At 70.5% G+C, this 12,800-nt stretch carries 10 protein-coding genes and 1 pseudogene; 4 read left to right on the top strand and 7 right to left on the bottom strand.

Annotation, left to right across the window (positions count from 1 at the left end; all coding sequences use genetic code 11):
* Window positions 1-165: 165 nt before the first annotated feature.
* A pseudogene (locus C1N81_RS42935) lies at window positions 166-2,557 on the top strand (phosphoketolase).
* Window positions 2,558-2,581: 24 nt separating this feature from the next.
* On the opposite strand, the gene C1N81_RS42930 reads toward C1N81_RS42935, so the two are convergent.
* From C1N81_RS42930 to C1N81_RS42920, 3 genes are all read right to left on the bottom strand, one after another.
* Window positions 2,582-3,274 carry a response regulator gene (locus C1N81_RS42930; protein WP_394437146.1) on the bottom strand — a complete coding sequence of 231 codons (693 nt, stop codon included), beginning with the start codon at window positions 3,272-3,274 and terminating at the stop codon, window positions 2,582-2,584.
* A 179-nt stretch (window positions 3,275-3,453) separates the two neighbouring features.
* Complete coding sequence (locus tag C1N81_RS42925; protein ID WP_394437144.1) at window positions 3,454-3,951, bottom strand: GNAT family N-acetyltransferase; 498 nt, start codon at window positions 3,949-3,951, stop codon at window positions 3,454-3,456.
* 208 nt (window positions 3,952-4,159) lie between these two features.
* Window positions 4,160-5,407, bottom strand: a complete 1,248-nt coding sequence (locus tag C1N81_RS42920) for a ricin-type beta-trefoil lectin domain protein (RefSeq protein ID WP_394437142.1) — start codon at window positions 5,405-5,407, stop codon at window positions 4,160-4,162.
* A gap of 211 nt (window positions 5,408-5,618) precedes the next feature.
* Here C1N81_RS42920 and C1N81_RS42915 point away from each other — a divergent pair, with 211 nt between their 5' ends.
* Window positions 5,619-6,356, top strand: coding sequence for a class I SAM-dependent methyltransferase (locus C1N81_RS42915; protein ID WP_394437140.1), 738 nt, complete (start codon window positions 5,619-5,621; stop codon window positions 6,354-6,356).
* A 62-nt stretch (window positions 6,357-6,418) separates the two neighbouring features.
* On the opposite strand, the gene C1N81_RS42910 is transcribed toward C1N81_RS42915, so the two are convergent.
* The 3 genes from C1N81_RS42910 to C1N81_RS42900 form a co-directional block, all read right to left on the bottom strand.
* Window positions 6,419-7,162, bottom strand: coding sequence for a GNAT family N-acetyltransferase (locus C1N81_RS42910; RefSeq protein WP_394437138.1), 744 nt, complete (start codon window positions 7,160-7,162; stop codon window positions 6,419-6,421).
* 123 nt (window positions 7,163-7,285) lie between these two features.
* The gene (locus tag C1N81_RS42905; RefSeq protein ID WP_394437136.1) at window positions 7,286-8,920 is read right to left on the bottom strand and encodes a hypothetical protein; all 1,635 of its coding nucleotides are present in this window, start codon (window positions 8,918-8,920) and stop codon (window positions 7,286-7,288) included.
* A gap of 347 nt (window positions 8,921-9,267) precedes the next feature.
* The gene (locus C1N81_RS42900; RefSeq protein ID WP_394437135.1) at window positions 9,268-9,636 is read right to left on the bottom strand and encodes a hypothetical protein; all 369 of its coding nucleotides are present in this window, start codon (window positions 9,634-9,636) and stop codon (window positions 9,268-9,270) included.
* Between the two features lie 352 nt (window positions 9,637-9,988).
* Here C1N81_RS42900 and C1N81_RS42895 point away from each other — a divergent pair, with 352 nt between their 5' ends.
* On the top strand, window positions 9,989-10,852 hold the full coding sequence (locus C1N81_RS42895; RefSeq protein ID WP_394437133.1) for a glycoside hydrolase family 16 protein: 864 nt from the start codon (window positions 9,989-9,991) through the stop codon (window positions 10,850-10,852).
* Window positions 10,853-10,962: 110 nt separating this feature from the next.
* Here C1N81_RS42895 and C1N81_RS42890 read toward each other — a convergent pair whose 3' ends face one another.
* The gene (locus C1N81_RS42890; RefSeq protein ID WP_394437131.1) at window positions 10,963-11,958 is read right to left on the bottom strand and encodes a hypothetical protein; all 996 of its coding nucleotides are present in this window, start codon (window positions 11,956-11,958) and stop codon (window positions 10,963-10,965) included.
* A 360-nt stretch (window positions 11,959-12,318) separates the two neighbouring features.
* On the opposite strand from C1N81_RS42890, the gene C1N81_RS42885 reads away from it, so the two are divergent.
* Entirely contained in the window at window positions 12,319-12,615 is a 297-nt protein-coding gene (locus C1N81_RS42885) for a hypothetical protein (RefSeq protein ID WP_394437129.1), read from the top strand.
* Window positions 12,616-12,800: the final 185 nt, after the last annotated feature.

Below are 12,800 nucleotides of genomic sequence, written 5' to 3'. Positions count from 1 at the left end.
TCGTCCCTTAACGCCGCCCGGCGCGCGTGGCAGCGTGCTCGGCGACGCGACGCGACGCGCCGCGACGCGACGCGACGCGGCCAGGCCCGGCCCGGCCCGGCCCGGCGGGGGCGCGTCCCGCCCCGCACATCCGAACCCGCTACGCGTGCTTGTGGAGGGAATCCGATGGTGAAGGACTTGTCGAAGCGCAGGCTGGCCGCGCTCGACGCGCACTGGCGCGCCGCGAACTATCTGGCCGTCGGCCAGATCTACCTGCTCGACAATCCCCTGCTGACCGAGCCACTGCGCCCCGAGCACGTCAAGCCGCGGCTGCTCGGCCACTGGGGCACCTCCCCCGGGCTCAACCTCGTGCACACGCATCTCAACCGGATCGTCACGGAGCGCGGACTGGATGCCCTGTGCGTCTGGGGACCCGGCCACGGGGGACCCGCGGTACTCGCCAACTCCTGGCTGGAAGGGACGTACACGCGGACGTATCCCGACGTCACCCGTGACGCCACGGGCATGCGGCGGCTGTTCCGGCAGTTCTCCTTCCCCGGGGGCGTCCCCAGCCATGTCGCGCCGGAGACTCCCGGCTCCATCCATGAGGGCGGCGAACTGGGCTACTCCCTCGCGCACGCGTACGGAGCCGCTCTCGACAACCCGGAGCTGCTCGTGGCCTGCGTCATCGGCGACGGAGAGGCGGAGACGGGACCGCTGTCCGCGTCCTGGCACTCCAACAAGTTCCTCGATCCGGCGCACGACGGCGCCGTCCTCCCGATCCTGCATCTCAACGGCTACAAGATCGCCAACCCGACTGTCCTGTCCCGCCTCCCCGAAGCCGAGCTCGACGAGCTGCTGCGCGGGTACGGCCACGAACCGCTGCACGTCACCGGCGCGGACCCGCTCCGCGTCCACCAGGCCATGGCCCGCGCGCTGGACCGGGCCGTCGACGGGATCCGCGCCGTCCAGCACGAGGCCCGCACCGGCGCGGCCGGGCACCGGGGCCGCGCCCGCTGGCCCATGATCGTGCTGCGTACGCCGAAGGGATGGACAGGTCCGCGCGTCGTCGACGGACAGCCGGTGGAGGGGACGTGGCGCGCGCACCAGGTACCGCTGTCACAGGTGCGCGAGAACCCCGAGCACCTCCGCCAGTTGCAGGCGTGGCTGCGCTCCTACCGGCCCGAAGAACTCTTCGACCCGCAGGGCCGGCCCGTGCCCCGGGTGCTGGAGTGCGTGCCCGAGGGGGCACGGCGGCTGGGCGCGACCCCGCACGCCAACGGCGGCCTGCTGACCCGCGCACTGCCCCTCGCGTCCCTGGAGCGCTTCGCCGTCCCCGTCGACAAGCCGGGCAGCACGCTGCACGAACCGACCCGGGTGCTCGGGGGCCTGCTCGCCCAGGTCATGCGGGACACGGCCGGGCGCCGCGACTTCCGCGTCGTCGGGCCCGACGAGACGGCCTCCAACCGTCTGCAGGCCCTCTTCGACGTGACCGGCAAGGCATGGCAAGCCCGAACGGTGGCGACGGACGAGCACCTCGCCCAGGACGGCCGCGTGATGGAGGTGCTCTCCGAGCACCTCTGCCAGGGCTGGCTGGAGGGCTACCTCCTCACCGGCCGGCACGGTCTGTTCTCCTGCTACGAGGCGTTCGTCCACATCGTCGACTCGATGGTCAACCAGCACATCAAGTGGCTGCGCACGGCGCGGACGCTGCCATGGCGGGCGCCCGTCCCCCCCATGGCGGGCGCCCGTCCCCTCCCTCAACTACCTCCTCACCTCACACGTGTGGCGCCAGGACCACAACGGCTTCTCGCACCAGGACCCCGGCTTCGTGGACCACGTCCTCAACAAGAGCCCCGACGTCGTCCGCGTCTACCTGCCGCCGGACGCCAACACGCTGCTGTCCGTCGCCGACCACGTGCTGCGCAGTCGCGATTACGTCAACGTCGTCGTCGCCGGCAAACAACCCTGCTTCGACTGGCTCTCCCTGGAGGAGGCCCGCGAGCACTGTGCGCGCGGCGCCGGGATCTGGGAGTGGGCGGGTACCGAGCGCGACGGCCACGAACCCGACGTGGTGCTGGCCTGCGCCGGTGACGTGCCCACCCAGGAGGTCCTCGCGGCCGCGGATCTGCTGCGCCGGCAGCTGCCGGACCTCGCCGTCCGCGTCGTGAACGTGGTCGACATCGCCCGGCTCATGCCGAGGGACGACCATCCGCACGGCATGACGGAGTTCGAGTACGACGCCCTGTTCACCACCGACCGGCCGGTGATCTTCGCCTATCACGGCTACCCGTGGCTGATCCACCGTCTCGGCTACCGCCGCACCGGCCACGGCCACCTGCACGTACGGGGCTACAAGGAGTCGGGGACGACGACGACCCCGTTCGACATGGTCGTGCGCAACGACCTCGACCGGTACCGGCTCGTCATGGACGTCATCGACCGTGTGCCCGGCCTCTCCGTCCGGGCCGCCGCCGTCCGCCAGGCCATGTCCGACGCCCGGACCCGTCACCGCGCCTGGATCCGGGCGCACGGTACGGATCTTCCCGAGATCGCCGACTGGTCCTGGACGGGCTGACCCCGAGAGGACGCTAGGCGCGGATCACTGAGCGGTGTCCGGGTGCCGTTCGCGGATCTGCGTCGCGATGACGGCGGCCTGGATGCGCCGCTCGACCCCCAGCTTGGCGAGCAGCCGCGAGATGTGGTTCTTCACCGTTTTCTCGGCCAGGTAGAGACGCCGGCCGATCTGCCGGTTGGTGAGCCCGTCGCCGATCATGTCGAGGATCTCGCGTTCGCGGGCCGTCAATTCGGCCGGCTCGTCGGGTTCCGCCGCTGCTTCATGCCGCGTACGCAGGCGGGCGAGCAGCCGGGAGGTCGCGGCGGCGTCAAGGAGCGACTGCCCGGACGCGACGGTACGCACGGCGTCGACGAGGTCCGGACCCTGGATCTGCTTCAGCACGTATCCGGAGGCTCCTGCCATGATCGAGTCGAGGAGCGCCTCCTCCTCGTCGAACGAGGTCAGCATCAGGCAGTTCAACTCCGGTAGCAGGGTGCGCAGTTCGCGACAGACCGTGACTCCGTCACCGTCGGGCAGCCGGACGTCGAGAACGGCGACGTCGGGGCGGAGTGCGGGCACGCGGACCAGTGCCTGCCCGACGGTGGCGCCTTCGCCGACGACGGTGATGTCGTCGGCCTCCTCCAAAAGGTCGCGCACTCCCCTGCGCACGACTTCGTGGTCGTCGAGGAGGAAGACCCTGACCGGGCCCGGGGCCCCTGAGCGCGCACCGTCCGCCATGACGGCTCCTGTCCGTGCGTCGTCGCGCGTGCGCCGGTGGCCGGGGACGGCCACCTGGCCTGCCGACTCCCGATCCTCGGGGAATTCCCGCTCCGACGCCAGGCGCGGTCTGGCCCTTCGCCCGCCGTGGCGGGATCGGCACGGTCGCGTTGACACGTGCGACACCGGTCGGCTCGGCGTCAGTTCGAGGTCAGTTCGGCGTGGGTCCCGGTGCCGTCATGACCGGCGCTGAGTGTCGCGCCGTTGCGGCGCAGGGCGACCAGTGCCGCCGTGTTGTCCTGCGTGGTGTCCGCGACCACCGCACGGGCTCCGGCTCTCGCGGCTTCGGCCAGGACGATGCCGAGCGCGGCCGTGCCGATGCCGCGTCCGCGATGCGAACGGCCGAGCCACATGCCGGTCTCCAGGACGTCTTCACCGTCACGACGCGCCAGACGGGCCGATCCCACGGCCTTCCCCTCGTATCGGATCACGAAGGTGGCCTCGCGCAGGGGGCCGTGGAGGCCAGGCCATCGATCCCGATGCCACTCGCGGAAGCTCTCCCGGCGCTCGGCCGTCCATCCCGGCGGTCCCGCCACAGCAGGCATCACCTCTTCGGGCGCTGCGTCCTGGACAGCCACGGCGAGGAGTTCGTCGAGGTTCGCCTCCTCGACCTGCTGCACTTCCACGTGACCGACCACGTCGGCGCCCCTCCTGCGAGTGCTGATCCTACGAGTGCTGGTCCTGCCACTGTTGATCCTACGAGTGCTGGTCTTGCCCTTGCCACTGCTGACCTGGGAGCTCCGAGCCGCTGTGACATGCCTCGGCGGTCGCCCCACTCCGGCGATGGCGGCCGTCACCCGAGCAGTGACGGCCGCCGGCCGGGCGATCGCCGTGGCCTCCCGAAGGTCAGCCCACGGTCCACTTCTGGTTGGCGCCGCCCGAGCAGGTCCAGATCTGCAGTCGCGTGCCGTTGGCGGAGTTGTTGCCGGTCACGTCAAGGCACTTGTTCGCCTGCGGGTTCACGATGTCGTTGGCCGAGCTGACCGCCCACTTCTGCGCGGCGGTCCCGTTGCAGTCGTAGAGCTGGACGGGCGTGCCGTCGGCGGTGCCGCCGCTGGCCACGTCGAGGCACTTGCCGAGCGCGCGGAGCGTGCCGTCGGAGGCCCGGGTCCACTGCTGGGCGGCGGTGCCGTTGCAGTCGTAGAGCTGGATGGGGGTGCCGTTGGCGGAGTTCGCCGCGGCGACGTCGACACACTTGCCCGCGAGGCCCCTGATCGCACCACCGGTGGGCGTGTCGCTCGTGGTCACCGACACCGAGTCGACGACGAGCTGGGCGGGGAAGGTCGTGGAGCTGTTGGGGTCACCGGGCCAGTAGCCGCCGACCGCCAGGTTGAGGATCAGGAAGAACGGCTTGTTGAAGGCCCAGGTCTTGCCGCTCACGTCGGCGGGCGTGCGCGTCTGGTAGACGACGCCGTCGACCGACCACTTGATCGAGTTGGGCGCCCAGTCGACGGCGAAGGTGTGGAACGCGTCGGCGAAGGCCTGACCGCCCGGCAGCGTGTACCCGGCGCCGACACCGGCCGATCCGGAGTAGCCGGGGCCGTGGATGGTGCCGTGGACGGTGGAGGGCTCGAAGCCGACGTTCTCCATGACGTCGATCTCACCCGAGTTGGGCCAGCCGACCGAGCCGATGTCCGTGCCGAGCATCCAGAAGGCGGGCCACATGCCCTGCCCGCGCGGTATCTTCATGCGCGCCTCGACGTGCCCGTACTGGGCGCTGAACTTCCCGGAGGTGTTCAGCCGGGCCGAGGTGTACTGGCATGTCCCGTACCAGCACTGGTAGTTGGCCGGGTTCTCCTTCTTGGCCGTGATGACCAGATGGCCCTGGCCGTCGAGGGCGGCGTTGTTGGTGCCGGACGTGTAGTACTGGCGCTCGTGGTTGTTGACGTTGTCGCCGGTCTCGAGCGTCCACTTCGACGAGTTCACCGCGCTGCCCGCGGCGCCGTCGAAGGTGTCGGAGAACGTCACCGCGGCGGCGGTGGCGGCGGTGGCATCCGATGGTTCCGCGCGGGCGACGCCGGTCGCGGCGGATGCGACCAGCGTTGCGGACAAGGCGGCGAGCAAACATCTGCGGAGCAGGCGGTGGGGAGTCACGTCTCGGTCCTTCCGGGGCGGTCGGGCACGAAGGGGGCCGACCGGAATGGAGGTGAAAGCGTTTCGCCTGTTGATTTAAGGAGTGAAGTAAGGGGGGCGTCAAGAGATTGGTACGGGCCAACTGTTGAAGCCTGCGCACCCCTTCGCCGCACACGGCTGATGGCAGTATGGCCGGATGTCTATGCCTGGGCGTGCGTTGAGTTTCGGAGCTGTGGCGGAGGCCTACGAACGGTTCCGGCCCGGTTACCCGGCCGAACTGTTCGACGTGGTCACCGCCTACGCCGGCCGTCCGCTACGGACCGCGCTCGAGATCGGCGCCGGCACGGGCAAGGCGACCCGCCTGTTCGCCGGACGCGGGATCATGGTGACCGCCACCGACCCCGACCCGGCCATGCTCGCAGAACTGCGCAGACACGTACCGGCGAACGTCACGACGGCGCAGGCGGCGTTCGAGGAGCTACGACCGGCCGAACGCTATGGACTGGTCTATGCGACGGCAGCGCTGCACTGGACGAACCCGGAGGGCCGATGGCCACGTGCGGCCGCGCTGCTGGAACCGGGGGGCGTGTTCGCCTCGTGCGTCGGGCCGTTCCGCCTGGCCGACCCGGCTGTCGAGGAAGCCGTCCGCGCGGCACGCGCGCCGTTCCTCGCCAGTGACGAGATCCCCTCGCCCGACGGAACGCCTCCGGGTGAGGAGATGCAATGGCCGGGTACGGAGTTGCAGCGGGCCGAGTGGTTCACGGATGAGCGTCAGTGCGTGATCGAGCGCCGCATGACGCTGAGCGCTCATGACTACGTCGGCCACCTCTCGACCGTCTCGGCCTATCGCGTCCTGCCGACAGCGGAACGGGAACAGGCAGTCAGGCAGGTCATGCGCGTACTGCCGGACAGCGTCGTCATGACCGCCGACATCACCGTCCATCTCGCGCGGCGGCGCTGCGAGGACTGAGCACGAAAGAGCACGATGAGCACGAACCGACGCGATGAGGTGGCACGGGCGGCTCCGCTCCCTCACCGCTGTGCGTCGAGGTGCTTACGGTGGACGGTGGAGCTGTGCCGGACGGTCATGCCGACGCGCAGGTAGAGGTCGAGCGCGCCGGTGTCGGAGTGGGTCCACAAGGTGCAGGAGCGCAGTCCCGTGCGGTGGAAGGCGCGGAAGGTGTGGCGCAGCAGGAGCCGGGCGATCCCGCGGCCGCGGTGGTCACGGTGTACGGCGACCTGTTCGAGGTGGCCCTCGCTCGTGCCCGGCACCCTGAGCGCCAGGGCGGCGCCCACGAGACGGTCCCCGGCGAACGCCAGGGCCGACTGCCGCGGGGCGAACGCGGGCCGCTCAACGGTGTGGGCGGCCCACTCCCCGTACGCCTGCCGCCGTTCCTGCCACTCGTCGAACGCGTCCTGGACGAGGATGTGCGCGGCGGGTCCGTCGCCGACGCGGAAGGGCCGCACTGTGATACCCGCCGGGGTCTCGGGCACGTCCGGCTCGGCCGGCATGACGAACTGCAGCAGCCAGGCCGTCACCAGCGGCTGGAAGCCGTGCGCACGCAGCAGTGCCGTGCCCTCGGCGTCCGCGTCCGGCACGGTCTGCACGACGCGGGCGGTGCCGACCTGCCCGGCGCGCGCCAGCGTCCAGCCGAGCAACGCGGCCCCCAGGCCCCGGCCGCGGTGCTCCGGATGGACGTCCACCTCGGAGCGCCGGTCCACCCAGGCCCGGGCGACGACACGGCCGGACGGCAAAGCGGGAGTAAGGGGAGGCACCGATGGAAGGTAGCCGCGGGCCGTGTCACCCCACAAGAGCGCAGGCGACCGCTTGCTCCCGCGACCACCGGCATGGCATGGCACGGCACGGCACGGCACGACACCAGGCGGCACGCCGGGAGTTCACGCTGACGCTGCCGCTTCCACTCCTCCCTCTTCTGATGCTGATGTTGATGTTGATGCCGCGGACTCTGGGTGTGTCCTGATCAGCCGCCCCTCGGCCGTGCCGATGACCAGGTCACCGTCCGGGCCCGCGCTCAGGCAGGTGGGTGTGTAGACGTGCCCACCCAGGGCCAGCGGCCTGCGTTCCGCCACCGTGCCCGCTACGGCCCGGAGTGTGAGCAGTTCGCGGGCCCCGGTCACGGCGTGGACGAGACCACCGTGCGTATCGAGCCCGGTGATCCGAGCGTCGACGCGGTGCGCCCAGACGACAGCACCGTCCGGGTAGGAGCGCCGTACGAGATAGGTGTCGACGCTCGACGCACACGTGTGCACCAGTCCCGGCCCGGCGGCGTCGTCGACGTACACCGCCGGACCGCCGTCCGGGCGACGGCCCGCGGAGTCGTCCCAGGCGAACCGGAAGAGCCGCTCGATGCCGTCGGGGCTCGCCCGTACGACCCACTTCTCGAGCGTCTCCGGGCGCGCGTCGGCGTCGCCGACACCGTAGAGGAAGAGCAGATGGGGCGAGCGTCCCACCGGGAAGTCGTAGCCGCTGCCGCTCTCCCCCAGTGCGAGGGTGGCCAGCTGCCGCCCGGACGGTGTGAGGACGACGCTTTCGTCCGGGGGCCAGCGCGCGTAGGGGAACAGCTCCCTGGAGTCCCGGGCCACCCAGGCGCCGTCCGTGCGTGCGGTGACGGCCACCGGGAAGTCGAGCCGCAGTTCCGCCAGTTGGGCCCCGTCGGCGAGGGCGAACCGGCACAGCCGGGTGCGCCGGTGGTCGCTGGTTCCGACGAGGACGGTGATCCAGACGCTCTCCTCGTCGGGGGTCACGTACCAGCGGCAGCCGCTGCGCTCGAAGGTGTCCTCCGGCTCCGGCACGGACCATAACAGGATGCCGTCGGGGGACCAGCACTCCAGCAGGGGGCCGCCGACTTGTGCCGCGGCAAGTACGCGGCCGTCCCGCAGGACTTTCACCAGGGCGACACCGGCCCTGCGGGTCCAGGTCAGGTCCCGCTCGGCCGCCGTGGCCGCGAGGAACTCCTGCGGCCGGGGGATCCGCGGTCCCTCGGCGGTGTGCCAGTCGATCTCCACGGGCACCTGCGGCCAGGAGACGAGCGCCGCCAGCCGGCCGGCCGTGACAGCTCCCCAGTCTCCGTACTCGGCGACGGCCCGCGTGTACGTCTCCCGCCCCTCGTCCTCGTAGTCGATGACGGGCCGGGCGAACGTCACCTCCAGTCGGCGCTCGTCCCACCAGCGCAGAGCACTGACGCTGCTTCCGGCGACGACCACGTCGGTGCGGCGCCGGGTCTCCGGCTCGTACAGGTGGAGCCCGCCCCGGCGGTCGAAGAGACCGTCACCGTCCTCCGTGCCCACGGCGAGCAAGGGCAGGAGCGGATGGAAGGTGAGCGCCTCGACGCCGCACTCCAGCACGAGCTGGTCCCACAGGGCGAGATCACTCGACCGGTAGACGGCGATCCGGCCTCGTTCGCCGCGTCCTCGCCCAGGGCAACTGACCGCGATCCAGCGGCCGTCCGCACTCACGTCGGTGGTGAACGGGTGGCCGACCTCGGGGAACGGGTCGTCAGGTATGAGGCGCATCGCAAGAGCCTAGACGCACAGGTGGGTGCCCGTGCCCGCGAACGGCGCCGGACGGTCACCGTCCCCCTGTCCCCCTGTCCCCCTGTCCCCCTGTTCCCCCTGTTCGCCCTGTCCCCCGGGCCCCTGGCCCTCCCGGGTCAGGTGACTCGGCGTCCCCTCTTCGCCGACTTCCGGTTGTACGCCTTCGTGTCCCACCCACTCCTCGATGTGGGCATGGACCAGGTGCACGAGCCGATGCAGTCGCTCGAATGGAGGCGCGGGCGAGCCGAACACGTCGGCCCAGGACTTGTCGTCCCAGGGCAGTTCGACCACGCACTATTCATCCGGGTGGCCATGTCATCACCGGGTCAAAGGTCGCCGCAGAGCTTGCGTGCCTTGTCCAGGTCCCCCTTTGCCGTCGCGTCGAACTCGAATACCCGGGCGTGACGAAGCTGGGAGCGGCGAATGGCCTCGGCGAGCGGCTTGTAGGTCGCGTCGGCGGCGGCCGCGGAAGCCGAGAGGGCGCCGGCTGCGGCGTAGCGGTTGAGCGCTATCTCGCCGGCCGCGCCTTTCTGCGTGTACTTGGACTCGTCGAACCCGTCGAGCGCCTGGCAGGCGGCGCGCGCGTCACCGGCGGCTCCGCCCTCGGCGGGTGCGCTGTCGTCGCCGCGCAACAGCCAGGCAGCGCCCACTCCCCCGGCACCGATGACGAGTCCGACGACGAGAGAGACGACCATAGCGGTCGTACGGCTGCCGCGCGGGGGCGGAGCCGCCGGCGAGACCGCTTGACCGGGAACAGGAACGGTGTGGGGTTGTTGTGGCTGCATCCGAGAAAAGATAGCGGAGCGGTCCGACCGATCCGGGTCACCCTGGAGCGGAACGGAGCCTAGCGGAGCGGAACGGAGCCTAGCGGAGCGGTACGGAACGCGACTGTCAGCGAGGGGGCGCGGCTCACGGACTGCTCGTCTCTCAGTCGGCCGCCCGTCGGCAGTAGTCGCCGAATCAGCGGCTAGGCTCCCGGAGGTCCCTGACGCGGGCCGGGGCACACCCGCCACCTGCGCGTTCCTTCTCAGCTTACGGAGCCCCGTAGTGAAGCATCGTGTCCGCCCGGCCGCCCTCATGCTCGTCGTCGGCGCCCTGCTGACCGGTTGCGTGTCGACACCGGCCGACACGCGACGGCCCGCTCCCGACAGCGACAGGCCTTTCTGGCAGGCCGAGTTCGACGGCACGGCGGGAACCCGCCCGTCGGCCGCGTACTGGAACACCGAGACCGGCAACCGGGACGAGGAAGGATGGGGCAACAACGAGCTGCAGTACTACACCGACGACGCGGCCAACGCGGCGCTCGACGGCTCCGGCCGCCTCGTCATCACGGCGCGGCGCGCTCCCGAAGACGCCGAACTCCCCTGCTACACACAGGACTTCTGTCCGTTCACCTCGGCGCGCCTGACGACCGCCCAGAAGGTCTCGCTCCGCAACGGGCGCGTGGAGGTCCGGGCGAAGCTCCCCACCGGGAAGGGTCTGCTCCCGGCCATCTGGATGCTCGGTGTCAACGGGGAGCAGTGGCCCCGCCAAGGCGAGATCGACATCAGCGAGGTCGTCGGCGGTGAACCCCGCACGGTGTACGGCACCGCACACGGCCCCACGTACTACAACGAGAACGGCATCGGCGACTCCACCACCCTCCCCGGCGACGCCTCCCGAACCTTCCACACCTACGCCGTCGAGAAGAAGCCGCACCGCATCACCTGGTCCGTCGACGGAGAGCGGTACTTCACCCTGACCCCGGACACGTTGCCCGCCCCGCGCGACTGGGTCTTCGAACAGGACATGCACCTCCTGCTGAACGTCGCGGTCGGCGGCGACTGGCCCGGCTCCCCCGACGACACCACCCGCTTCCCCGCACGCATGACCATCGACTACGTACGCTTCTACGGCACCGGACACAGCTGACAGAACCCGGCAGCCCGACCGACCCACCCGGTGGACCAGCACTGCCGACGAGCAACAATGCTCGATCCATGAACGGCTACGTCCAAAGATCACCAGTAGGCATTCTCGGCTCAAGCATCCAACGCCTTACGGATCTGTCGTTGCGTCACTTTGTGCCGGACGCAGCCAGAAAGCCGCTCCAGTTCGGACCGACCCGCTTGTTGGGGGACGCGGGCCAGGGCGCGTACGGCAGTGCCGGTCAGCGGAGTTCGCAAGGGTGCACGTTCGACCAGATCTCCTAGGGTGCGGATGGATGCGGGGCGCGGCGGCAGCAAGGAGAGCAGCCAGGTGAATCCGGCGAGTGCAGGCAGGTTGTACGGGTCGTAGGCGCCGTCCCAGCGGCCCCCGCCGTCGGCGGCGAGGTCCAGCCAGGGCGTCACCGTCCGACGGATCTCCTCGGTGCCGATCGGGGCGATGAGGGCCAGCGCCCTGCGGTCCCAGGCGCGCGTGGGACGCGCCACCGGCGCGAGCAGAGCGTGGCCGATGATGCCGGGCCAGGGCTCGCCGAGCGAGGGCAAGTCGGTAAGCAACACATCGGCCCACGGCTCGCCGGGGTTGAGTACGGGGCCGCGAAGGCGGTCGAGCACCGGTGTCACGCATTCCGTGGGCCAGGCGTGCTCCAGCGCGGAGCGGCGAAGCAGGGCGACAACCGCTTCGGGTACGTGCCTGCCGGCGTCCAGCAGAGCCTGGCTGCACGTCCACAGCTCGTCGCTGATTCCACAGGACCAGAGCCGATCTGCCATATCCGACAACAGGGCCTCCCACGCCTCGCACCAGTCGGCGTCGACGATGTCACGCGAGACTGCGGCGAGTAGCACCAGCCCGCGACAACCGACCCCGCTGTCTGCCGGTGTCGTTACTGCGTGCTCGGCGAACGACCGGGCCAGTGCGATTCGGTCTGCCTCTGGCAGACCGCGCAGCACCGTCGTCACTCCGAAGCCCTCGTGCCATGGGTCCGTCGCAAGGAGCAGGGCACGCGACAGCTCGGCGAGTTCGCCCTTGCTTGCCAGCTCCCGTATGTGGTCAACTCGCGCAGCTGACTCCCACGGTGACGTCACGAAACCCATGGCGGGAGCGTACGGGCAGCTGCCGACAACGCGCGGGAACGCGGCTCGAAGGACTGCCCTTCCCCTCCCGCTCCTACCGATGATCCTTGGGCGGAGTGGTTCGTGGATCGAGCATTGTTGCTGTTCCGGCAGCTGAGACCAGCGACATCACGCGAAGAATCTCAGTGATGCCCCCACGGCTCCGCGCAGCTGACGGTACGGCCCGCGTTCGGCAGGCCGCTCACACGGTCACCGCGCTGGACCTCCGGCGCCCAGGGGTCCCTGCCAGCGGCCTGGGACTGGATGGTGGAATGCGCCCGGTCCGCCGACGCCGCGGTGCGAGGAGCCGATTCCTGGGTTCCTCCTGTCGCGGAGGAGTTGGTGCTGACGGCCAGGGCGAGCGCGTTGGGGCAGTGGTATCCGTTCACCAGCCACAACTACCTCCGGTTCCAGAACGGCCCCGTGTCCTGGCTACCCGGCGCGCACGACGGCGTGACGGAGCTGGCCGGGTCCATCTCCTTCGACACCCGGAGCCCGCAGCGCTGCCCCACCTTTCGCGTCTGGGGCGGCTTGCTTCTCCGGAAGCCCGACCCCGTACTCGTACTCACCACTCCCCACGCCGCTGTGGCCGTGGCCGCCCTGGTGGAACTATTGCCGGCGCACGACGTGAGGAGCTGAGCGGTCCGCCTTCCCGCGGCCGCCCAGCGCCGTCGTCCGATCTGTCTCGGCAAGAGCAACGACCTACGGATCCGGTTCGAGCCCGTCGGCGCCATTACCGGTCCCGCGAAACAACGACGAAGCACGAGACACCCGCCCCCGCTGAGCAGACGCCCCGTTGTCAGTGCTCCCAACTAGGTTGTGCC

Source organism: Streptomyces sp. SGAir0957 (assembly GCF_043523415.1).
This window is presented reverse-complemented; position numbering and strand designations above follow the sequence as displayed.